18 protein-coding genes are annotated in these 23091 nt (G+C 72.9%); 11 read left to right on the forward strand and 7 right to left on the reverse strand.

Translation table 11 applies throughout. From position 1 onward, the window contains the following. Window positions 1-9: 9 nt before the first annotated feature. Window positions 10-801, reverse strand: coding sequence for an ACT domain-containing protein (locus V1633_RS34565; protein WP_331218507.1), 792 nt, complete (start codon window positions 799-801; stop codon window positions 10-12). A 226-nt stretch (window positions 802-1027) separates the two neighbouring features. Here V1633_RS34565 and V1633_RS34570 point away from each other — a divergent pair, with 226 nt between their 5' ends. Then, on the forward strand, window positions 1028-2140 hold the full coding sequence (locus V1633_RS34570; protein ID WP_407952160.1) for a phosphotransferase family protein: 1113 nt from the start codon (window positions 1028-1030) through the stop codon (window positions 2138-2140). 53 nt (window positions 2141-2193) lie between these two features. Here V1633_RS34570 and V1633_RS34575 read toward each other — a convergent pair whose 3' ends face one another. The 6 genes from V1633_RS34575 to V1633_RS34600 all read right to left on the reverse strand — a co-directional run bounded on the left by V1633_RS34575 (window position 2194) and on the right by V1633_RS34600 (window position 9226). Then, complete coding sequence (locus V1633_RS34575; RefSeq protein ID WP_331218508.1) at window positions 2194-3237, reverse strand: LacI family DNA-binding transcriptional regulator; 1044 nt, start codon at window positions 3235-3237, stop codon at window positions 2194-2196. An 82-nt stretch (window positions 3238-3319) separates the two neighbouring features. Then, window positions 3320-4753: a GH1 family beta-glucosidase gene (locus tag V1633_RS34580; RefSeq protein ID WP_331218509.1), complete on the reverse strand. Its 1434-nt coding sequence runs from the start codon at window positions 4751-4753 to the stop codon at window positions 3320-3322. Then, the gene (locus V1633_RS34585; RefSeq protein WP_331218513.1) at window positions 4750-5625 is read right to left on the reverse strand and encodes a carbohydrate ABC transporter permease; all 876 of its coding nucleotides are present in this window, start codon (window positions 5623-5625) and stop codon (window positions 4750-4752) included. Before V1633_RS34585 ends, V1633_RS34580 begins: the two co-directional genes overlap by 4 nt. A gap of 26 nt (window positions 5626-5651) precedes the next feature. Continuing rightward, complete coding sequence (locus tag V1633_RS34590; protein WP_331218510.1) at window positions 5652-6629, reverse strand: carbohydrate ABC transporter permease; 978 nt, start codon at window positions 6627-6629, stop codon at window positions 5652-5654. A gap of 163 nt (window positions 6630-6792) precedes the next feature. Continuing rightward, entirely contained in the window at window positions 6793-8106 is a 1314-nt protein-coding gene (locus V1633_RS34595; protein ID WP_331217845.1) for an extracellular solute-binding protein, read from the reverse strand. 574 nt (window positions 8107-8680) lie between these two features. Further along, window positions 8681-9226, reverse strand: coding sequence for a plasmid pRiA4b ORF-3 family protein (locus V1633_RS34600; protein WP_331217846.1), 546 nt, complete (start codon window positions 9224-9226; stop codon window positions 8681-8683). A 149-nt stretch (window positions 9227-9375) separates the two neighbouring features. Between V1633_RS34600 and V1633_RS34605 the strand changes: the two genes are divergently transcribed. The 10 genes from V1633_RS34605 (at window position 9376) to V1633_RS34650 (ending at window position 22938) form a co-directional block, all read left to right on the forward strand. Next, complete coding sequence (locus tag V1633_RS34605; protein WP_331217847.1) at window positions 9376-10137, forward strand: pyrimidine reductase family protein; 762 nt, start codon at window positions 9376-9378, stop codon at window positions 10135-10137. Between the two features lie 138 nt (window positions 10138-10275). Next, the gene (locus V1633_RS34610; protein WP_331217848.1) at window positions 10276-12033 is read left to right on the forward strand and encodes an ATP-binding protein; all 1758 of its coding nucleotides are present in this window, start codon (window positions 10276-10278) and stop codon (window positions 12031-12033) included. A gap of 16 nt (window positions 12034-12049) precedes the next feature. Next, entirely contained in the window at window positions 12050-13195 is a 1146-nt protein-coding gene (locus V1633_RS34615) for an exonuclease SbcCD subunit D (RefSeq protein WP_331217849.1), read from the forward strand. Then, window positions 13195-15678 (forward strand): SMC family ATPase, encoded by a 2484-nt coding sequence (locus tag V1633_RS34620; protein WP_331217850.1) that lies wholly within the window; start codon window positions 13195-13197, stop codon window positions 15676-15678. Before V1633_RS34615 ends, V1633_RS34620 begins: the two co-directional genes overlap by 1 nt. Further along, the gene (locus V1633_RS34625) at window positions 15675-16685 is read left to right on the forward strand and encodes a hypothetical protein (RefSeq protein ID WP_331217851.1); all 1011 of its coding nucleotides are present in this window, start codon (window positions 15675-15677) and stop codon (window positions 16683-16685) included. The genes V1633_RS34620 and V1633_RS34625 overlap by 4 nt, the downstream gene beginning before the upstream one ends. A 64-nt stretch (window positions 16686-16749) precedes the next feature. Continuing rightward, complete coding sequence (locus V1633_RS34630) at window positions 16750-17607, forward strand: spermidine synthase (RefSeq protein WP_331217852.1); 858 nt, start codon at window positions 16750-16752, stop codon at window positions 17605-17607. Between the two features lie 267 nt (window positions 17608-17874). Continuing rightward, on the forward strand, window positions 17875-18564 hold the full coding sequence (locus V1633_RS34635) for a sigma-70 family RNA polymerase sigma factor (RefSeq protein WP_331217964.1): 690 nt from the start codon (window positions 17875-17877) through the stop codon (window positions 18562-18564). Beyond that, on the forward strand, window positions 18561-19307 hold the full coding sequence (locus tag V1633_RS34640) for a zf-HC2 domain-containing protein (protein WP_331217853.1): 747 nt from the start codon (window positions 18561-18563) through the stop codon (window positions 19305-19307). The genes V1633_RS34635 and V1633_RS34640 overlap by 4 nt, the downstream gene beginning before the upstream one ends. A 1355-nt stretch (window positions 19308-20662) precedes the next feature. Further along, complete coding sequence (locus tag V1633_RS34645) at window positions 20663-21673, forward strand: Pecanex-like protein 1 (RefSeq protein WP_331217854.1); 1011 nt, start codon at window positions 20663-20665, stop codon at window positions 21671-21673. A 344-nt stretch (window positions 21674-22017) separates the two neighbouring features. Next, complete coding sequence (locus V1633_RS34650) at window positions 22018-22938, forward strand: DNA-3-methyladenine glycosylase family protein (protein WP_331217855.1); 921 nt, start codon at window positions 22018-22020, stop codon at window positions 22936-22938. The last annotated feature ends 153 nt before the right edge of the window (window positions 22939-23091 follow it).

Below are 23091 nucleotides of genomic sequence, written 5' to 3' on the forward strand. Positions count from 1 at the left end.
CCTGGACTGTTACCCGGCTGTTGCCGAACCGGCCGCGGCGGCCGTGGTCCCGGTCACCACCGCGGCCAACGCGCCGTCCGGTTCGAACGCCGGACCCGCCGCGCTGACCAGGTCGAGCCGGTCACCGAGAATCGTCGCGGCGGCACGGACCAGCTGTGCGATCCGGTCCACCTCGGTGACGTGGAAACCGGCCGCCGAGAGGCCGTCACCGTCCACCCGGGCGAGCATCAGCACCAGCCCGGCCCGACCGAACGGCGCGACCGCGTAGTGGGTGCCGGCCGGCCCGTCCAGCGCCCGGGCCCGCAGTGGGGTCACCTCCGGCAGCACCAGCGGTTTGGGTGAGCGCCAGCTGGCGTACGCCACGGCGGGTGAACCACCGCCCCGGAGGGCCCCGGCACCCGAGCCGCTGCGGGCCGCCCAGTCGGCCGGTACCACCGCGGCGGCGGCCCAGTCGGCGGCGAGCAGCCCCGGTACCGCGTCGACCAGGGTGCCGAGCCCGTCGCCCGGGTTCGCCGCGATCTGGGCCAGCAGTTCGGCGTCCTGTCCCCCACCGGTCGGCGCGCCGATCGCCCGCCACATGCCGTTGACCCGTACGCCCGGGATGGCGGCGAGCCCGGCGGAGAGCCGGTCGACCCGGGCCGCCCCCGGCCACACGACGGTGAAATCGTCCACCGCCCGCCCGCCCAGCCGTTCCAGGACCACGACCTGGACGATGTCGGCACCGGCGACGCCCAGCGTACGGGCGACCTGTCCCAGCGTTCCCGGTCGATCCGGCAGGGTTACCCGAACCCTCAGCAACATGTCCGTCCCCTCCGTCGGCGGACCGGCGCGGGTTGCCGCCGGTGCTGGTATCAGGCTGCCCCATGACCATTTCGCCCCTGTTGCCGCGCCATGTCCCGACCGCAACAACCCGTGTTCGTCCCGGAGACGCGCAGTGCCGACCGATGCCCCGGGAACCGGACGATGACGGACAACCGCCCCCTGACCGGGCCTTGACTCGGCGGACCGGATGCCATCAACTGGCCGGGTGACCGATCCCCTGGCCGGTGCCGCCCGGTCCGAGCCACCCCCGGGGTCGCCGTCCGGGCTCGACCTCGACCGACTCGCCGGATACCTCGGCCGACACCGCCCCGACCTGCTCGCCGGCCCGCTGCGGGCCGAACTGCTCACCGGTGGGCGGTCCAACCTGACGTACCTGGTCCGGGGCGGCGACCGTGAGTTCGTGCTCCGCCGGCCGCCGCTCGGGCACGTGCTGGCCACGGCACACGACATGGGCCGGGAACACCGGGTGATCACCGCGCTGGCCGACACCGCCGTGCCGGTGCCGGCCGCATTGGCGTACTGCCCGGACGAGAGCGTGCTCGGTGCGCCGTTCTACCTGATGGAGCGGGTGCCCGGGACGGTGTACCGGAGCCGGGCCCAGACCTCGGCGCTCAGCTCCGGGCAACGCCGACGGCTGGCGCTGCTGATGATGGACGTGCTGGCCGCGTTGCACACCGTCGATCCGGCGGAGGTCGGGCTGGCCGACTTCGGTCGCCCGGACGGTTTCCTGGCCCGACAGGTACGTCGTTGGGGTGGTCAGCTCGACCGCTCCCGCAGCCGGCCCCTGCCCGGCATCGACGAACTGCGCGAGCGGCTCGCCGCGCACCCGCCGGACGGCAGCGGCGCCGGGAACCGGGGGCGGATCGTGCACGGCGACTACCGGCTGGACAACCTGATCGTCGAGCTGCCCGCCGACCCCGCCGGTGTTTCCGGGCGCGTCCGGGCGGTGCTCGACTGGGAGATGGCCACCCTCGGTGATCCGCTCGCCGACCTCGGCCTGCTGCTGACGTACTGGGAGGTACTGGGCGGCGCGGAACCTCCGGTGGTGACCGGACCCGTCGACGGGCTCGGTCCCGGCGCCGGTTTCCCGACCGGGGCCGAACTGATCGACCGGTACGCCGCCCGCGGCGGCGTCGACGTGGGTCCGCTGGACTGGCACGTCGCGCTGGGCTGTTTCAAACTCGCCGTCATCTGCGAGGGGATCCACTACCGGCACTGCCTGGGGCAGACCGTCGGCGCCGGCTTCGACCGGATCGGCACCCTGGTGGCCCCGCTGGTCGCGCACGGCCTGACCGCGTTGCGCGCCGGCCCGGTCTGACCCGCCGTGACCGTCCCCGCCCACGCCCCGCGGGCGCGGGACGGGAGGCGGGGTCAGGCCGAGGTGCGGTGCACCAGGTGGGTGTCGAGCAGGACGTACGGTGCCTCCCGGTCCTCGTGGCGGATGCGGGAGACGAGCAACCGGGCCATCTGCCGGCCCATCTCCTCCATCGGCTGGAAGACCGTGGTGAGCGGCGGTTCGGTCTGCCGGGCGATCGGCGCGTCCTCGAAGCCCACCACCGCCACGTCCTCGGGGACCCGGCGGCCCGCCTCGCGCAGCGCCCGCAGCGCCCCGCAGGCCATCAGGTCGGAGGCGACGAAGACCGCGTCGAGGTCGGGGCAGCTGTCCAGCAGCCGACGCATCGCCGCCGCGCCGCTGCTCTCGCTGAAGTCGCCGTACGCGATCAGCGCGTCGCTGACCACCGCGCCGCTGTCCCGCATCGCCTCCCGGTAGCCGGTCAGCCGGGCCACGCCCACCCCCATGTCCTGCGGGCCGGCGATGGTCGCCACCCGCTGGCGTCCCTTGCGCAGCAGGTACTCCACCGCGAGGCGCGCCCCGCCGGCGTTGTCCACGTCGACGAAGAAGGCGCCGTCCGGGTCGTCCAGCATCCGGGCCGGCCGGCCGCCGAGCACGGTCGGCAGCCCCCGCTGTTCCAGCAGGGTGGGCAGCGGGTCCGCGTCGTGCAGGGAGAGCAGGAGTACGCCGTCCACGTGCTGGTTGGTCAGGTGGTGCTCCACCCGTTCCCGCTCGGCCGGCGACTGGGCCATCGCCAGCCACAGCTGCATCGGGGTCTCCAACAGGGCGGAACTGATCCCCCGCACGATCCCGGCGAAGAACGGCTCGCCGAAGACCCGTTCCTCCGATTCGGAGACCACCAGGGCGACCGAGTCGGTCCGCTGGGTCACCAGGGCCCGGGCTGCCCGGTTCGGCACGTAGCCCAGTTCGGCGATCGCCCGTTGCACGGCGGCCCGGGCCTCCGGGCTCACCTGGGGCGAGCCGTTGACGACGCGCGACACCGTGCCCCGTCCCACACCCGCGCGGGCGGCGACCGCGTCCAAGGTTGGCCGCCCGAGCGAGCGGGTGCGCTGCGTTGTCATCGTCTGCTCCTCCGACGTCGGGCGGCCGGCACCGACCTGGTTCGGGCCGGTGCCGGGCACTCCCAATACTGGCTGACCACGCCTATTGTGCGGCCAAACCGTTACGTCGGATCACCTTGGCGTACCACTTGGCGCTCGACTTGGGAATCCGCAGCTGGCTGTCGTAGTCGACGTGGATCATTCCGAAGCGCTTCGTGTAGCCCCACGCCCACTCGAAATTGTCCATCAGGGACCAGGCGAAGTAGCCACGCAGCGGCACGCCGGAGCTGATCGCGGCGTGGCAGGCGCGCAGGTGGGCGTCGAAGTACGCCAGCCGGTCGGTGTCGTCGACCTCGCCGTCGACCACCTCGTCCACGAAGGCGGACCCGTTCTCGGTGATGTAGAGCGGCAGTTCGGGGTACTCCCGGTGCACCAGTTGGAGGATCTCGACCAGCCCGGGCGCGTCGATCTCCCAGTTCATGTCGGTGACCGGCACGCCCCGGGTGACGAACCGGACCTGCTCGCTGCCCGGCCAGCAGGACTGCGCCCGCCAGTACGGCTCGGGTTCGACCCCCTCGACCGGGCCGGCGACCACGTGCCGGCTGTAGTAGTTGATGCCGAGGAACGAGTTCGGGGTACTGATCACCTCGAGGTCGCCGTCCTGGACGTGGCCGAAGTCGGTCACCTCGGCCAGGTCCGCCACCACGTCCGTCGGGTAGCTGCCGCGCAGGATCGGGTCGAGGAAGAACCGGTTCGCCAGTCCGTCGATCCGGCGGGCCGCGTCGGTGTCGGCGGCCGAGTCGCTCTGCGGGGACACGGCGTAGAGGTTCAGCGTCACCCCGACCTCGTGGTCCGGCGCGGCCGCGCGCATCGCCTGGGTGGCGAGCCCGTGCCCGAGCATCAGGTGGTGGGCCGCCCGGACCGCCGCCGGCGCCTCGGTCCGCCCGGGGGCGTGCACCCCGGAGCCGTAGCCGAGGAAGGCGGAGCACCAGGGCTCGTTGAGGGTGATCCAGTGCCGGACCCGGTCGCCGAGGGCGGCGTGGGTCAGCTCGGCGTACTCGGCGAACCGGTGGGCGGTGTCCCGGACCGGCCAGCCGCCGGCGTCCTCGAGTGCCTGCGGCAGGTCCCAGTGGTAGAGGGTCACCCAGGGCTGGATGCCGTGCTCCAGCAGCTCGTCGACGAGCGCCCGGTAGAAGTCCAGGCCGGCCTGGTTGGCCGGGCCGGAACCGTCCGGCTGGATCCGGGGCCAGGCCACCGACAGCCGGTACGCCTTCAGCCCCAGCTCGGCCATCATCTTCACGTCGTCCGGGTACCGGTGGTAGTGGTCGCAGGCGACGTCGCCGGTGTGCCCGTGCAGGACCCGGCCGGGGGTGTGGCTGAAGGTGTCCCAGATCGAGGCGGTACGGCCGCCCTCGTGCACCCCGCCCTCGATCTGGTACGAGGCGGTCGCCGCTCCCCAGAGGAAGCCGGGCGGGAAGCTCAACCCCTGGTCCTCCAGAAGGAGCTGGGCGGACTGGGGGCTCGTGGAGTTGCTCACGACTTGACGGCGCCTTCCATGATGCCGCCGATGATCTGGCGGCCGAAGATGATGAACACGATCAGCAGCGGCAGGGTCGCCAGCGCGGTACCGGCGAACAGCGCGGTGTAGTCCGTCTGGTACAGCCCCGACGAGAGGATCTTGAGGGAGTACTGCACGGTGGGTGTGTCGGGGGTCAGCACGACGAACGGCCAGAGGAACTCGTTCCAGGTCTGCATGAAGGTCAGCAGGCCGAGCACGGCCGCCGCCGGGCGCAGCGCCGGCAGTACCACGTTCCAGTAGATCCGCCAGGTCGAGCAGCCGTCGAGCCGGGCCGCCTCGATCAGTTCGTCGCTGATCGCGGAGAGCGCGTACTGGCGCATCATGAAGACCCCGAAGCCCTGCACCAGGAACGGCACGATGACCGCCTGGAGGGTGCCCGTCCAGCCCAGCTCCACCATCATCAGGTAGAGCGGGATGATGCCGAGCTGGGTGGGGACCATCATGGTCAGGATGATCACCAGCAGCAACGCGTTGCGGCCACGGAACCGCAGCTTGGCGAAGGCGAACCCGGCCAGGCTGGAGAAGAAGATCACCGAGACGGTGACCACGGCGGAGACGACGAACGAGTTGGCCAGTCCGTAGAGGAACGCGGCGTCCTCGTTGGCGAGCATCCGGCTGATGTTGTCGCCGAACTTGTCACCGGGCAGCGGCGGCATCTCGTAGACGGCGCTGTTGTCCTTGGACGCGATCAGGAACGACCAGATGATCGGGAAGATCGACAGGACGCTGCCGAGGATCAGTGCGAGGTAGGTGAGCGGACTCGCCTGCCACAGCTGCGCGCCCGGTACCGTACGGCGGCGACGCCGCGTCGGGGTCGGGGCGTCGGCCAGCGGCCGAGGGAGGGTCTGCAGGGTGCTCACTTCATGTCCCCCTTGACCGAGCGTCGAACCAGCGCGAAGTTGACCACCGCGAAGATGATGATCATGAGGAACATCAGCCAGGACATGGCGGCGCCGACGCCGTACTCGAAGTTGCCGGTGAACGTCCGCTCGTAGATGTACATCGCCAGGGTCTGAAACTGGTGGTCGGAGCCGCCGCGCACCATGCCGTAGCCGTACATCAGGGGCTCGGTGAAGAGCTGCAGACCGCCGATGGTCGAGATGATGATCGTGAAGAGGATGGTCGGCCGGATCAGCGGTACGGTGATCCGCCAGAACTGTCCCCAGGCCGAGGCACCGTCGAGTGAGGCCGACTCGTAGAGGTCCTTCGGAATCGCCTGCATGGCGCCGAGATAGATCAGCGCGTTGTAGCCGGTCCACCGCCAGTCGACCATGAACGCCACCGCGATCCACGAGGCGAAGCGGTTGTCCCGCCAGGCGATGGGGTCGAAGCCGATGCCGCCGAGCAGCCAGTTCACCAGTCCGTACCGGTCGGCGAAGATCATCCCGAAGATGATGCCGACGGCGGCGACCGAGGTGATGTTCGGGATGACGATGCCCATCCGCAGCAGGGTGCGGGCCCGCATCTGCCGGTTCAACAGGTTGGCGATCATCAGCGCCAGGATCAGCTGCGGCACCGTGCTGACCACGAACATGCCGACGGTGTTGTACACCGCGTTCCAGAACTGGGCGTCGGCCAGCACGAAGCGGTAGTTCTCCAGGCCCGAGTACTCCTTGGTCCCGCTCAGCAGGTCGTAGTCGAAGAGCGAGACGTAGACCGTGTAGAGGACCGGGAACAGCCCGAAGACCCCGAAGAGCACGAAGAACGGCGCGATGTAGAGGTAGGGCGAGTACTTGATGTCCCACCGGCCGAGGCGGAACGACCGCTGGGGGCGCTCGGGGCGGCTCGGGGAGGGGGCGGCGTGCCGCGGGCGGGTGCCGACAGCAGAACTCATGGCAGGTCCTTCCGGGGAGGTAGGCGGCGGTGACCTAGCGGCGGGGGGGGGCCCCCCCCCCCCCGGGGGGGGGGGCCCCCCCCGCGGGGGGGGGGGCGGCCCCCCCCCCCCCCGCCGGTCCGCGGGCGGCGTACGCCCGCGGACTCGGCAGGTCACCGGCGACTCAGCTCGTCGCCTTCTTCGCCTCTTCGATGGCCTTGGCCCAGGCGGCGTCCGCGGCGATCTGGCCACGCTCGGCCGCCTGCATCTGCGGCTCCACGATGGTCTCCCAGACCTGCTGGTGCTTGGCACCGAGGAAGACCGGCTTCATGTTCTTCACGCTGTCGCTGAAGATCTGGCCGATCGGAGCGTCGCTGAAGTACTCGCTCTTCTTGTCCTTGAACGCCGGGTCCTCCAGCGCCGGGATGCTGGACGGCATGGCCCCGGCCTCGGTGAACGCGGCCAGGTGGCCGGCCTTGCTGGTCAGGTACTTGGCCAGCTCGAAGGCCTCCTTCTTGTGCTTGCCCTGCTCCGGAACGGCGAGGTACGAGCCGCCCCAGTTGCCGCCGCCACCCGGGATGGTCGCGATGTCCCACTTGCCGGCGTTCGACGGGCCGGACTTCTGCGCGATGATGCCCTCGGTCATCCACGCCGGGCACGGGATGGTGGCGAACGCGGAGTTCTTGAACGCGGCGTCCCAGTCGGCGCTCCAGCGCTGCGCCTTGGCGGTCAGCCCGTCGGCGGCCATCTGCAGACCAAGGTCCCAGGCCTGCTTGACCACCGGGTTGGTGTCACCGATGAACTTGTTGTCCTTGTCGAAGAAGAAGGTCTCCGAGTTCTGCATGATGTACGGCTGCATCAGGCTGGTGGCGCTGTCCAGCCAGGCCGCCTTGGCCTTGCCGCTGGCCTTGTACTCCCGACCCAGCGCGACGTAGTCCTGCCAGGTGGACATCCGCTGGGAGACCTGCTGCCGCTCGGTCGGCAGACCGGCCTGCTCGAACAGGTCCTTGCGGTAGCACATCGCCAGGCCGCCGACGTCGGTGCCGAGACCGATCAGCTTCTTGCCGTCCGGCGTCAGAGCGTTGTTCCACTTCCACTCCGGCCAGTTGGCCTTGATGTCCGCGGCGCCCAGGTCGAGCAGGTTGGCGAACTTGTCGTGGTTCTGCACGTACTGCAGCAGCACACCCTCTTCGAGGCCGACCACGTCACCAGCACCGCTGCCCGCGGCCAGCCACTGCACCAGCTTGGGCTGGAAGTCGCGCAGCTCGCCCATCCGCTGGTGCTCGACCTTGATGTTCGGGTTGGCCGCCTCGAAGTCCTTGATGGCCTGGTCGTAGCCGAAGTTGCTGAAGGTCTGCAGGACCAGCTTGACCTGGCCGCCCTCGCCGGTCGAGCCCTCGCCGTCGTTGCTCTTGCTACACGCCGCGCTGCCGAGAGCCATGCTCACGGCGACCGCGGCGACCGCGGCGGTGCGGAGTCGGCGCCTGATGACGCTCATCCCTGACCCCTCTCAGGTGGGTAACTCGTGGTGTGGTGGTGGTGCCGTACGTGTGACCGTGCCCGGTGGCACCGGGGGTGTTCCGGATCTTTCGGGTGTCGCGGATCGTTTCGGTGTCTCCGCCCGCCGACGGCTCCGGGGCTGTCGCCCCGGAGCCGTGCGGTGGGATCTCGGTTTGGGACGCTGCCGCGACGTGCTGTGTGGCCTGTACCACAAACCGCCGGGAGCGCTCCCATGAGATTGCCGGCGGGTTACCGGAGTGTCAATGGGCCAGTGGGAGCGTTCCCATTTCGTTACCGACGGCGCCCGGTCACTCACCCGCAAAGCGGGCGTTATCCCCGAGGTAACGGCCACCACGACCCGTACCGGGCCATCGACGGGACCGCACGGTCCCGTCCACGATCCAACCCGGCCGACGAGGTTCCGCCGGAAGGCCGACGGGCCGGGCCGGATTCGCCGGTCGACGGGGTCTCCAGACCGGCCGGACCGACCTGCCCGGTGCCCGGCGGTCAGTCAGGGCCCCGGGCGACCGGGTCAACTCGGCCGGCGGTGCACCAGCTACCGGGCGACCGGGTCAGCTCAGCCGGCGGACCAGGGTGCTCGCCCGGTCGACGTCAAAATCCGTCGGTTCGAACGCCCGACCGAGCCAACTCCGCATCGACTCGTGCTCCGGATGACCCGGGTCGACCCACGCGGCCAGGAACTGCCGGTAGCCGAACGGCCCGCCGACGTCCTCGGGCGGACACGCCCCCGCCCCGCCGGCACAGAGCGGGTACCGCTCCTCGGGATCGGCGCCGAAGACGTCCTCGACGGCCACCTCGTGCTCCCACCAGTCGCCGAAGTCGTAGGTGTAGAGGAAACGGGCCCCCTTGGTCGCCACCGCGTCGAGCCGGGTCTCCAGCTCGTCACGGAAGGTCAGCTCACCGTCCGGATCCGGCTCGCCGTACTGCGTCCCGTTGATGTCGAACGAGTGCAGGTGACAGTCCTGCCAGCCCATCGCGCACTGGAACACCCTGTGCACCCGGTCCAGCGTGTAGCCGCCCGGCACCAGCACCCGCCGCCACACCTCCGGCGTGACGTCGGCCAGGGCCACCCTGAGCTGGAAGATCTGTCGCGACACGGTCTCCGACCCTCCCGGCATAGGCTTACCGGCATGATCTGCCGAGCGTGCCGGGAGGCACGGCACGACAACTGCCGGGGCCGCAACTGGTGCGACTGCCAGCACCGTACCCCCGTACCGACGCCTCCGGTCACTGGTCCGGCCAGCGAATGACGGAGAATGTCGCGATCACCCGGCTCTGGCCCCTTCCGGACGCGGGTCCGCTGGACGACCCGACGCTGGCCGGGCTCTATCCCCGCCTCGCCATGCCGCACCTGCGGGTGAACTTCGTCGCCAGCATCGACGGCGCGGTGGAACTGGAAGGACACTCGGCCGGACTCTCCGGTCCCCCGAACGGCCCGGACAAGCGGGTGTTCGGTCTGCTGCGGATGCTCTGCGACGCACTGGTGGTCGGCGCCGGCACGCTACGGCACGAGGCGTACCGGGCGCTCCGGCTCGACGAGCGCCGCCGGTCCTGGCGCCGGGAACAGGGGCTGTCGGAGTACCCCACCCTGGTCGTGGTCTCCCGGACGCTGAACCTCGACCCGGAATCCGCGGCGTTCGCCGACGCGCCGGTCCGGCCGGTGGTGCTGACCCACGCCCGGGCCACCGCGCCGAGCGGTCTCGACGCCGTCGCCGACCTGGTACGTCGTGGCGACGAGCGGGTCGACCTGGCCGCCGGGCTGGCCGAACTGCGACGCCGGGGCCACGGCCAACTGCTCTGCGAGGGCGGCCCGCACCTGTTCGGTTCACTCACCGCCGACGACCTGGTGGACGAGATCTGCCTGACGGTGGCACCGCTGCTGACCGGACCAGGTGCCGCCCGGATCACCGCCGGACCGACCACCCCACCCCGCGGTATGGCGCTGCGCCACGTCCTCGCCGGTGGGGACGACTCGCTGCTGCTCCGGTACACCCGGGCCGACGACTGATCGCGGCCACCCGGCGGCCGGGTGGGAGTGTGACCGGCACACCCCGGACGCCGCGTCGCGTGGCGCGCTGTCGTACCGGTGAGGCAGGATGCGACTCGTGTGTCTTGACCAGATTCCTACCCTGACCGGGTCGCTGCGGTGACCGACACCCCGCCGGCGGCGCCCGAGACGGCGGTCGGTCGGGTGCTCGGCACCGCCGACGCCACCCCGCTGCAGTTCTGGACCGCGGTCACCCCCGGCAGCTACCTGCAGCTCGACGACGTGGTGGTGACCCGGCGGGAACTGCCGGACCGTGAGCCGGTCACCATCGCGGGAGTGGTCACCCAGGTTCGGGCCCGGCACGAGGGCGCCCAGTTCGACTCCGACGTCTTCGCCATCGCCGACGGCACGCTGCCCGCCCTGGTCCAGGAGGCCGCCGAGATCACCACCACCCGGGTGGACCCGGAACTCTACGTCCCGCCCTCCCCCGGCGCCCCGGTGTTCCGGGCCGAGGGCGACGCCCGGTCGGCGGCACTGCACTTCGACCGGATGGAACGCCGGGTGCCGATGGGGATCGGCCGGGACGGCGTACCGGTCTTCCTCAACGCGGACTTCCTGGACGGCACCCGGGGCGCACACGTCTCGATCTCCGGCATCTCCGGTGTGGCGACCAAGACCAGCTTCGCCACCTTCCTGCTCTACTCGGTCTTCCGCTCCGGGGTGCTCGGCGGCGACGCGGTCAACGCCAAGGCACTGATCTTCAACGTCAAGGGTGAGGACCTGCTCTTCCTCGACCACCCGAACAGCCGGCTGGACGAGGCGACCACCGCGACGTACGCCAAGCTCGGGTTGAGCGCCGGGGCGTTCCCGGACGTCCGGGTCTACGCGCCGCCCCGGGCCGGGGACTCCTCCGGCACCCCGGACGTGAGCAGCCGCCTGACCGGGGTCGACAGCTTCTACTGGACGCTGACCGAATTCTGCGCCGACCGGCTGCTGCCGTACGTCTTCGCCGACGCCGACGACGAACGCCAGCAGTACACGATGGTGGTGCACTCGGTCGCCGCCCACCTGGCCCGGTACGCCCAACCGGCGGACGGCGGGGTGAGCATCGACGGGACCAGGATCAACTCGTACCCCGATCTGGTGGACTTCGTCGTCGAGCGGCTCACCGACGAGGAGACCCGCTCCGATTGGGCCGGCAGTGCGATCAACACCGGCACGGTCAACGCCTTCGCCCGGCGGCTGATCGGCAGCAAGAAGGACCTCGCCCGGCTGATCCGGGGTGACCTGGCCACCCGCCGGCCGCACAGCATCAACACCTCCGAATCCGCCCAGGTAACCGTGGTCGACCTGCACAACCTGCCGGACCGGGCACAGCGTTTTGTCGTCGGCGTGACGCTGAAGAGCGAGTTCGAGCGCAAGGAGAAGGCCGGCACCGCCAAGCCGCTGCTCTTCGTCGTGCTCGACGAGCTCAACAAGTACGCCCCCCGGGAGGGCTCGTCACCGATCAAGGAGGTGCTGCTCGACATCGCCGAGCGGGGCCGCTCACTCGGCGTGATCCTGATCGGGGCGCAGCAGACCGCGAGCGAGGTGGAGCGGCGGATCGTCACCAACTCGGCGATCCGGGTGGTCGGCCGGCTCGACCCGGCCGAGGCGTCCCGCCCGGAGTACGGCTTCCTCCCCACCGCCCAGCGGCAGCGGGCGCTGCTGGCCCGCCCCGGCACCATGTTCGTCAACCAGCCGGACATCCCGGTGCCGCTCTGCCTGGACTTCCCCTTCCCGGCCTGGGCGACCCGGGTCTCCGAGGCCGGGCCGACCCCGTCCGGGACGCTGCGCTCGATCACCCAGGCCGCCGACCCGTTCGTCGTGGTCGGCTCCGGCGCCGGGGCGCTCTCCGACGACGACATCCCCTTCTAGCCCCCTAGGGACGCGTGTGAAGATCCTGCACACCTCCGACTGGCACGTCGGGAAGGTCCTCAAGGGACAGTCCCGGCTCGGCGAGCAGAAGGACGCGCTGGCCCAACTGGTCGAGGTCGCCCAGGCCGAGTCACCCGACCTGGTGATCGTCGCCGGTGACCTCTACGACACCGCCGCGCCGACCCCGGAGGCGACCCGGCTGGTCACCCGGGCGCTGTCCGCGCTGCGCCGGACCGGCGCCCAGGTAGTGGCGATCGGCGGCAACCACGACAACGGTCCGGCGCTGGACGCACTGCGGCCGTGGGCCGAGGCCGCCGGGATCGCGCTGCGCGGCGGGGTCCGGGACACCCCGGCCGAGCACGTCATCGACGGCAGCACCGCCGACGGGGAGCCGTGGCGGCTGGTCGCCCTGCCGTTCCTGTCCCAGCGGTACGCGGTCCGCGCCGTCGAGATGTACGAGCTGACCGCCGCCGAGGCGGTGCAGACGTACGCCGACCACGTGGGGCGGCTGCTCGGCCGGCTCACCGAGGGCTTCGACTCGGCCGACCGGGTGCACCTGGTCACCGCGCACCTGACCGTGGCCGGGGCCCGTACCGGCGGCGGTGAGCGGGAGGCGCACACCGTACTCAACTACGCGGTGCCGTCCACCGTCTTCCCCGGCAGCGCGCACTACGTGGCACTCGGCCACCTGCACCGGGCCCAGCCGGTGCTCGGCCCCTGCCCGATCCGGTACAGCGGCAGCCCGCTCGCCGTCGACTTCGGCGAGGAGGAGAACATCCCGTCGGTGACGATCGTCGAGGTGAGCACCGCCACCTCGGCCAAGGTGCGGGAGGTGCCGATCACCGGCGCCGCGCCGCTGCGCACCGTACGCGGCACGCTGGCGGAGTTGGCGCGGTTCGCCGACCCCACAGCCTGGCTGCGGGTGTACGTCCGGGAGGCCCCCCGGGCCGGGCTGCGCGAGGAGGTGCAGGAACTGCTCCCCCGGGCACTGGAGGTACGGATCGACCCCGACCTGCTGCCCGCGCCGGGTGCCGGCCGGGCGGCCCAGCGTGCCGGCCGCTCGCCCCGGGAACTCTTCGGCGACTACCTGGACAGCCGGGGGCACGCCGACGACGGAGTCCGCGAACTGTTCGACGAGCTCTACGAGGAGGCGACCAAATAGTGCGTCCGCTCCGGCTCGACCTGGCCGGCTTCACCGCCTTCCGGGACGCCACCACCGTCGACTTCACCGACGCGGACTTCTTCGCCCTGGTCGGCCCGACCGGGGCCGGCAAGTCCAGCGTGCTCGACGCGATCTGCTTCGCGCTCTACGGGACGGTGCCACGCTGGGGCGGTGCCCGGGGGCTGGCGAACGCGCTCGCCCCGTCCGCCAGCGAGGCCCGGGTCCGGCTGGTCTTCGAGTCGGCCGGCGCCCGGTACGTGGCGACCCGGGTGGTCCGGCGGGACAGCCGGGGCACGGTGAAGACCGGCAACGCCGGGCTGCAGCTGATGCCGCCCGGTTTCGACGTGACCAAGCTCGACACCGGGCTCAGCCCGGACGACCTCGGCGAGGTGATCGCCGGCACCCCGGCCGAGATGGACGAGGCGGTGCTGGACGCCGTCGGGCTGCCGTACGAGCAGTTCACCAGCTGCGTCCTGCTGCCGCAGGGCCAGTTCGCCGACTTCCTGCACGCCAAGCCGGCCACCCGGCAGCAGATCCTGGTCAACCTGCTCGGCCTCGGCGTCTACGAGGACATTCAGAAGCTCGCCACCACCCGGGCCGGAAAGGCCGAGGCGGCACTCACCGCCGTCGACCGGGTCCTCGCCGGACTCACCGGGGCCGACGACGAGGCGTTGGCCGCCGCGTCGACCCGGGTCGAGGAGGTACGCGGCCTCGCCGCCGAGGTCGACGCGGCCGTACCCGAACTGCGGCGGGCCCGGACGGCGGCCGGCGCCGCCGAGCAGGCACTCGCCGCGCTCGACGCCGAACTCGCGGAACTCGCCCGGGTCCGGCCCCCGGCCGACCTGGCCACGGTCGCCGAGGCGGTCGCGTCGGCGCGGGCCGAGGCAGCCGAGGCGACCGCCGCGGTGGCGGTCGCCGAGGAACGCGAGGAGAAACTTCGCGGCGAACTCACTGCCGCCGGCGACCCGGCCGCGCTGCGGCTGCGCCAGCAGGAGCACGCGGACCGGGACCGGACCGCCGCCGAGGCGACCGCGCTGGCCGAGGCGTCGGCGGCCGCCGAGGCCGACCACCGGGCCGCGGCGGCCGCGCTCGAGAAGGCCCGGTCCGCCGCCGGGCGGGCCGCCCAAGAGTTGGAGGAGGCCCGGGCCGCGTACCAGGAGGCGCAGACCGCCGACCGGGCCGCCGCGCTCCGGGCGCACCTGCACGCCGGCGTGGCATGCCCGGTCTGTGCCCAGCCGGTGACCGAGGTGCCGGCGCTGCCGGCGGGCTCGGCGGTGCCGGCCGCCGAGGCGGCCGGCAAGGCCGCCCGGGCCGCCGCCGACGCGGCGGACCGGCTGGTCGCCGAACGGGAGCGGGCCGCCCGCGACCTGGAACGCACCCTGGACGCGGCCCGGGCCCGACACGAGCAGCTCACCGCCCGGCTCGCCGAACTGGACGACCGGTTGGCCGGCTCCCCCGGCCCGGCCGCGCTGCGCCGGGAACTCGACGGCATCAACCGGCTGCGTCGGGACCTGGAGGCCGCCGGGGGCGCCGTCCGGGCCGCCCGGGACGCCGCCCGGCGGGCGCGGACCGGCGTCGACGCCGCCGAGGAACGGCTGCGCGGCGTCTGGCGGACCTTCGACACGGTCCGGGACACGGTCGCCCGGTTCGGCCCGCCGGCCGCCGAGCGGGACGACGTGGCCGCCGCCTGGACCGGGCTCTGCGACTGGGCGGCCCGGGCCGCCGACGAGCGCCGGGCCGGCCGGGCCACCGCGGTCGAGGCGGTCGACGCGGCGCACGCCGAGGCCGACGCCGTGCTGGCCCGGATCGGCGCGCTGTTCACCGCCGCCGGGCTGGACGCGCCGGCCACCGACCACGACCCGGTCCGGCTGGCGGCGGTCGCGGTGGAACGGGCCGAGGCGGAACACCGCCGCCTGGAGGAGCGCCGCGAGCAGGCCCGGGAGCTGACCGAGCAGCGCGCGGGTCACGAACGGGAGAGTCAGGTCGCCCGGACCCTCGCCGGACACCTGCGGGCGAACAACTTCGAACGCTGGCTGCTCGCCGAGGCGCTCGACCTGCTGGTCGACGGCGCCTCCCGGATCCTTCGGGAACTCACCGGCGGGCAGTACGACCTCGGTCACGACAAGGGCGAGTTCTTCGTGGTCGACCACCACGACGCCGGGCTGCGCCGCAACGTGCGGACGCTGAGCGGCGGGGAGACCTTCCAGGCATCGCTGGCGCTGGCGCTGGCCCTCTCCGAGCAGCTCGCCGGGATGTCGACCACCACCGCCAGCCTGGAGTCGATCGTGCTCGACGAGGGCTTCGGCACCCTCGACGCGGCGACCCTGGACACCGTCGCCGCCACCCTGGAGAACCTGGCCGCCCGGGGCGACCGGATGGTCGGGGTGGTCACCCACGTACCGGCACTGGCCGAACGGATCCCGGTGCGCTTCGAGGTCCGCAAGGACGCCCGGGGCGCCCACGTGGAACGGGTCGGCCGGTGAACCCGGGCGGCGCGGAGCCGGGCTTCCGGACCGACCGGCCCCGGCTCTACGTCGATGCCTGGGACCCGGCGTACGGCGCGTCGTTCGAGGCGGCGGGCGGTCCGGCGGCGCCGAGCAGTGCCCAGGTCGACGCCGGGGTGGAACTGCCACCGGACGAGTGGCGGCCGGTACCCGCACCGGACGGGGTCGAGGCGCCGGACGTCGTCCTGCTGGTGGACGGGGTACGCCGGATCGACGCCAGCCTGTGGATCGAGGAACCGGACGGCGGGGCGTACCCGGGGATCGCCGCCTCGTACGCGGCCGGAGTGGTCCGGTGCGACCTGCGCCGGGGCGCGGCGGAGCTGGCCGGCGCACAGGTCGAGCGGGGTCTGTTCACCGCCAGCCCGTCGGCCGGGGACGTGCTCGCCGGGCAGATCCGGTACGCCGTGCACCGGCTCGGCGGCAGCGGCGAGTTGAGCAAGCTGCCGGCGGCGGTCCAGGGTCCGTTGACCGCGCTGGAGGTCAAGGTGTCCGGCGCGGTACGCGACGACGGCGACCTGCTGGTCGTCGACGGGCCGCTGCGCAACCGGCGGCAGCTGCCCCGCACCATCGGCTACATCAAGACGCAGCACAGCCAGTACCTGGACGCCCGGCTGAGCGCGGTGGTGACCGGGTTGCGGGCCCGGGAACGGTCCCCGGTCTTCCGGCTCGGCACGGCGTGGGGCGGCTACTCGTGGTACCTGCGGCTGCCCGGAGCGGCCCGGGGTCCGTGGGCCGGGATCGTCCGGGTGGAGTGCTCGGCCGACCTCGACGAGCGGGAGGCGATCGAACTCGCCGACCTGTCCCTGGTCACGCTCCCCCGGTTCGCCTCCACCGCCTACAAGGACCCCCGGGCCCCGCAGAACCTGATCCCGATCGCCGGGCTGGAGCGCCGGCTGCGCGCCCGGCTCGGCGACGGCCGACTGCTGCACCGGGCGCTGACCTTCGCCACCGCCGGTCCGCCCGGCCGGGCCGCCCCCATCCGCTGACCGGGCAAGGGCCACTTCCGGTCCTGCTCGGTTGACCAGGCGCTTTCCTCCGTACACTTGATCAGTGGGGCGGAAGAGGCGGACCGATCTGATCGCGGCACGGGTCGACGGCGGGTTGGCGGAGGTCTCCCCCGACCCGGACCGGCCGCACGCGTACACCCTGCTGGTGGACGGGGCGCCGCAGTCGCACGTCGACCTGACCGACCCGACCCATCTGGAGTTCGAGTACGTCCGCCGGATGGCGATCGTCATCGACCTCGCCGCCCCGCCCGGGGAGCCGCTGCGGGTGCTGCACCTCGGCGGTGGCGCGTTGACCCTGCCCCGGTACGTCACGGCCACCCGACCGGGCTCCACCCAGCGGGTGGTGGAGGTCGACGCCGCGCTGGTGGAACTGGTCCGGCGGGAGCTGCCCTGGCCGGCCGACCCCCGGCTGCGGGTCCGGGTGGGTGACGCCCGCGCGGTGCTCGCCTCGGCACCGGACGCGGCGTACGACCTGGTCGTGGCGGACGTCTTCGCCGGTGCGCGGACGCCGGCACACCTGACGTCGGTCGAGTTCGCCGCCGAGGCGGCCCGGGTGCTCCGGCCGGACGGCACCTACCTGGTGAACATCGCGGACGGGCCGCCGCTGCGACACGTCCGGGCCCAGGTCGCCACGGTGCGGACGGTGCTGCCGGAGATCTGCGTGGTCGCCGACTCGGCGGTGCTGCGCGGCCGGCGGTACGGCAACCTGGTCCTCGTCGCCGCCCGGACCGGACTGCCGGTGGCCGACCTGACCCGGCGCGCCGCCGGGGACTGGTTTCCCGGCCGGGTGCTGCACGGCGGCGAGCTGGAGCGTTTCGCGGCCGAGGCCCGGGTGGTCCCCGACAGCGCCGCGCAGCCGTCGATGCCGCCGCCGCCCGGCACCTTCCACGTCGCCCGCTGACCCCGCCGGACACCCTTCACGTCGCCCGCTGACCCCACGGGACACCCGCCACGTCGACCGTTGGTCCGGCCCCCGGCCCCCGGGCCCGGAGTTGCCCCGGCGCCGCCGGCCGGGCTCCGGACCGCCGACGCCTCGCCACCGGAGCCCCGGTGAAGTTCCCGGCGCGGCCGTTGATCCGAGCCGGCCCGAAATCCGTATGCAGGGACGGCCCCACCGTGGGCCCGGACCGGTGGCGTACGACATGTTCGACGCGGAGGTATGGCTGTGATGCAGGCGGTAGCCGACGGTTGGCGCGGCGACCGGGTCATGCCGGGGCGAATGTGCTCGACGGCGCATCGCCGGTCAATTCGGTACCGCAAAGGTCTCGACGCGCGGCCCGTGGACCGGAATGATGAGCCGGTGACGTCGCGACCGGCTGCCGGCCGCCACCACGCAGAACCGGCCAAGACCCAGCATTCCGACGAGCTTGTCCGGTTGCTGTACGAGGAACACGCCAAGCCCCTGCTGATGTTCGTGCTGCGGTTGACCGGCGGTGACCGGCAACGGGCCGAGGACGTGGTGCAGGAGACCCTGCTCCGGGCCTGGCGCAACGCGGACCGGCTCGGCGCGAACGGTCAGTCCCTGCGCCCCTGGCTGGTCACCGTCGCACGGCGGATCGTCATCGACGACCACCGCAGCGAGCAGGCCCGTCCGGCCGAGACGTACGACCGCGACCTGGACGGGTTCTCCGAATCGGACGCCACCGACCGGGTACTTCGGACGATGACGGTCACGGACGCCCTGCGTACGCTGAGCCAGCCGCACCGGGAGGTGCTGGTGGCGACGTACTTCCAGGGACGTACGGTGCCGGAGGCGGCCGCCGAGCTGGGACTGCCACTCGGGACCGCCAAGTCCCGGGTCTACTACGCGCTGCGCGCGCTGCGTTCCGCCCTGCAGGAGCGGGGGGTGACAGGGTGACCGGGGAGGCGCACCGGGACGTCGCGTCGTACGCGCTCGGCGTGCTGGACGAGCGGGACAGCAGCCGGTTCGAAGAGCACCTGGCCGGGTGCGACACCTGCGCCGTGGAGCTGGAGTCGCTGCTGCCGGTGGTCGACCTGCTCGGCGAGGTGGACGGCCGGGACCTCGTGGCAGTCGAGGAGTACGACACGGACAGCCCGCACTTCGAGCGGGTGCTGGCAGCGGTCGGCGAGGACCGGCGGCGGGCCCGCAGCCGACGGCTCTACACCCTCGCGGCCGGAATCGTGCTGTTGGCGATGCTGACCGGGCTGGGGTTCTTCGCCGGCGCCCGGTCCGTCGGCCCGGACGTGACCGCCCAGCCGCCCGGCACTCCGGGTGATCCGTGGCCGAGTGGTCGTCCCGGCTCGCCGGACGGTGAGCGGTTCGACACCACCGACCGGACCTCCGGGGTGCACGCCGACTTCGTCGTGGAGTCGCGGCCCTTCGGCACCCGGGTCTTCTTCGCGCTCAGCGGCCTCTCCGGGCCGCGGGTCTGCCGGCTGGTGCTGCTTCCCGAGTCCGGACCGGCCGAGGTCATCTCCAGCTGGTCGGTGCCGCCCGCCGGGTACGGCACCGCGGCGCAGAAGCAACCACTGATGCTCCAGGCCTCCAGCGCCACCGAGCGGACCAGGATCGAGGGGATCCGGGTGGAGGAGGTCAACGACCGGGGTGAGGCCACACCACTGGTGACGCTGTCGCTCTGATCGGCCCCGGGCCGCGCCGCCCGCCCCGGGCTCCCGCAGGCCCGACCCGTCCGTCGGCTCGGCGCCGGGCGCCGGGCGCACCGCGACACGGATCGTGTCAGTGCGGACACCCGGCGGATAATTGTGCCCGTGAAATCGGTGGACAACCCGCCACCGGCACCAATGAGAATATGCGGCGACGACCCCGACGCCACCTAATGGACACGTATCCGCCGGCCAGCCGGTTCAACGATTCGCTGTGAGATTGTCCACGGTGAATCATTTGATCCGGTGGCCGCCGCGTCGCGTACCTGCCGACGACCGGGTGAGCGGGAGGAGACCACGTGGCAGCGCTGGGACGCGACGACTCCGTCCCGGCCGGCCGCGCACCGGTCACGTCCGCGACCTGCGAATCCTCCGCCGCCGAGCCGGCCGGCGTCGCGGTCGGCCCCGGTCGTACGGGTGGCACGATCACCACCCCGCCGGCCGCACCGGACGTCACCGTACGGCCGTCGAGGCCGCCGTCGCGTCCGCTGTGGACGGATCGTGTCCGCCTCGGCCCCACGGGTGGCCGGATAACCAAATCGGCCCGGAACAAGGGCGCCAGCGGACGTATCGGGCCGCAGCCGGCCGGGGCGATTCGGGGTCCAGAGCGGACGGTACGACACGGGTCACCGCCGGTCACGACGCCGACGGACGAGCCGTACCGCCGGCACCGGATGACCAGGCACCGTCCGCCAGCTCCGGCGGCCGGTCGTTGCCACAGTGGGCGCGGCCGGCCGCCGGCACGATCCGGGGCGCGGCACGCGGCAACGTCCGCCTCCCCCGGCCGGGGGGGCCCCCCCCCCCCCCGGCCGCGGCCCCCCCCCCCCCCCGGGGCCCCCCCCCCCCCGCGCGGGGGGGGCCCCCCCCGGGGGGGGGGGCCCCCCCCCCCCCACCCCCGGGCGGCCCGCCACCGGCCGCGTCGACCCCGGCCGGACCAAAACATAAATTCCTTTTAAGTGGACCCTAAATAATCCCTATCTGGGCCACCTCGGTTTGACTCTCCGGCGACGTATTCCGTAGGTTTTTCGCAGCGTTACCGATCGATTATTTTCGGAAGGCAGGAAGATGGTGACGATTTACGGGTTGCCGCCCGGCGACCACGATCGTCATCGACGACCCCGCCAACCGGTCGCCCGGTTCGCCTGCCGCCGGGGCACCGGCCCGGACGCACCCCCTGACGCGTCCGTCGGCGTACAAATCCCCGCTGCCCTCCCGGCCGGCGCCACGCTCCACATTCCGAGTCCGGCGGCTTCCCTGGCCGTCGGCGTCCCGCCAGGTCCGGCTGAACCGACCGCGCTCACCGAACCCTCTGCAGAAAGAGGTGGCACCACGTGAAGAACACCCCCGTCCGCTCCTCACGGCGGCGCTCGAACCGTCCCCCCCGTAACAAGCGCCTGATCGCCGTGCTGGCCACGCTGGGCGTGTTCGGCGCCATCATCGCGGTCACCCAGGTCTCCAACGCGGGCACCTTCGGTCGCCCACCCAAGGCCAAACCGTGCCCGACCGCGAGCAACCCGGCCACCGCCGCGCCGTCCCCGTCCGCGGCGGCCGGGGCGGACGCGAACGCTCCCGCTGTCGACCCCTCGGCGTCGACCACGGCCAGCAACCCGGGCACCGCCGCCAGCCCGGCCACCGGGTCGTACCACGACCACGGCGCGATCCAGCACCCTGGTGACGGGCAGCAGGGGGGTGCCCCGCTGGGCCAGCGCGGCCGGGGCGGCAACCCGGGCAGCGCGAACTGCGCGCCCAGCCCCGGGACGTCCTCCACCAGCACCACGCCGGCCAGCCCGGCTCCTCCGCTGGAGCCGCTGGGCAACAACTGCTCCGGCAGCGATCTGCAGGCGCACGACGGCTTCCAGAACGGCGACCGCTGTGTCGGCACCGCGTTCGGTGAGGTCGCCGCGCCGGAGAAGAACCCGTCGCTGCTGATCACCTCCGCGCCGCAGTCGGTGCGCCGGAACCAGTCCTTCACCCTCCAGGTCAGCACCCGCAACCTGGTCCGTGACCGGTTCCTGCCGGCCGGGCGGGGTGGCTACTACCTGGAGAGCTCCTTCCTGACCGAGGACGGCCTGGTCCGTGGGCACTTCCACTCGGCCTGCCGGATGCTGACCAGCAACCGGAACGCGCCCGACCCGGCGCCGGTCCCGGCGTTCTTCGTGGCGACCGAGGACGGCCAGGGCGGCGCCGAGCCGGACACCGTGACGGTGACCGTGCCGGGCCTGACCGAGCGTGGCGTGGCGCAGTGCGCGGTCTGGGCCGGTGACGGCTCGCACCGGGTGCCGATGATGGCCCGCGCCAACCAGGTCCCGGCGTTCGACGTGGTCCGGGTCACCGTCCGGTGACCCACGCCGGCTGAGCCCGGCCCGGCCTGGGCGGCGAAACGCTTCGGCGAATCCCGCACCCCCATCCCGGCGGTCTGCTGGTCCCCACCGTCACCGCCGCCAGGTGAGTCCGACGACAGCGCACCGAGGGGAGGACGGCACCGACGGACCGGGTCGGAGACACCTGACCAATTCCAGGCCGGACGGCACCGGAACGCGACAGGCGTTCCGGTGCCGTGCTGTCTGTGCCGCCTGACCTGTCCGGGAACTCTCGGCGCCCCGGCCCCGGGTTCGGCCGGGGCGCCGAGAGTCACCGTCCCGGCGCCGTGACACGTCCGGGCAGCCCGGCGTGGCAGAGTGTCCGGGTGACCGGGACAGCGCCGACGGTGGGTCGGGTACTGCAGCCACCGGCCGGCTACCACGCCGCCGGCTCGCTGCGGCTCCTGGCGATGGGCGTACACGACCCGTGTGCCCGGTTCGTCGACGGGACCTTCTGGTGGGCCACCCGTACCCCGGCCGGGCCGGGCACGCTCGGGCTGCGCCGGGTCGGTGCCGAACTGGTCGCCGAAGGGTACGGACCCGGGGCGGAATGGGTGGTCGAGCGGGCCGACGCCGTCGCCGGGCTCCGCGACGACCTGACCGGCTTCGCCGAACTCGTCGCCGGACACCCGGTACTGGACCAGTTGGCCCGGACCCACCGTGGACTCCGACTGCCGGCGACCGGCCGACTCTTCCCACGACTGCTCCGGGCGATCCTGGAGCAGAAGGTCACCGGCCAGGAGGCGTACCGGGCGTACGCGGCGACGGTCCGGCACTTCGGCGCACCGGCTCCCGGCCCGGTACGCGGGCTCTGGACCCCACCCGAACCGGAGGCGATCGCCGCCGCGCCGTACTGGGTGTTCCATCCGTTCGGGGTGGAGCAGCGGCGGGCCGACACGCTGCGCCGGGCGGCGGCCGTGGCGGACCGGCTGGAGCGCTGCGTCGACGCGGTCGAGGCGACCCGGCGGCTGACCGCGATCACCGGGATCGGGCCGTGGACGGCGGCCGAGGTGGTCCGGACCGTCTTCGGGGACCCGGACGCGGTCAGTGTCGGCGACTACCACATCCCGAACATGGTCGCCTGGGCGCTGGCCGGCGAGGCACGCGGCGACGACAGCCGGATGCTGGCGCTGCTGGCGCCGTACCAGGGTCACCGGGGGCGGGTCTGCCTGCTGTTGACGGCGGGCGGGTTGCACGCGCCCCGGTTCGGCCCCCGGATGCCGATCCGCTCCTTCGCCCGCTACTGAGCCGGTCGGCCGTTCCCCGGGTGACCGGTCCGCGTCACCGTCGGGTCGACGCGGGCCTGCCGGCCGTGCTGGCGTACGACGGTGGCCGCCGGACCCGCGGGTCCGGCGGCCACCGGTGCGACGGCCGCCCGGCCGGAGAGCGGCGTCGCCGTC

The organism is Plantactinospora sonchi, assembly GCF_036422035.1.
GTDB classification, from domain to species: Bacteria; Actinomycetota; Actinomycetes; order Mycobacteriales; family Micromonosporaceae; genus Plantactinospora; species Plantactinospora sonchi.

Coding starts and splice junctions, on each gene's coding strand:
- V1633_RS34565 (WP_331218507.1), bottom strand. CDS start 801: ATGTTGCTGAGGGTTCGGGTAACCCTGCCGGATCGACCGGGAACGCTG.
- V1633_RS34575 (WP_331218508.1), bottom strand. CDS start 3,237: ATGACAACGCAGCGCACCCGCTCGCTCGGGCGGCCAACCTTGGACGCG.
- V1633_RS34595 (WP_331217845.1), bottom strand. CDS start 8,106: ATGAGCGTCATCAGGCGCCGACTCCGCACCGCCGCGGTCGCCGCGGTC.
- V1633_RS34635 (WP_331217964.1), top strand. CDS start 17,875: ATGCAGGCGGTAGCCGACGGTTGGCGCGGCGACCGGGTCATGCCGGGG.
- V1633_RS34605 (WP_331217847.1), top strand. CDS start 9,376: ATGACGGAGAATGTCGCGATCACCCGGCTCTGGCCCCTTCCGGACGCG.
- V1633_RS34590 (WP_331218510.1), bottom strand. CDS start 6,629: ATGAGTTCTGCTGTCGGCACCCGCCCGCGGCACGCCGCCCCCTCCCCG.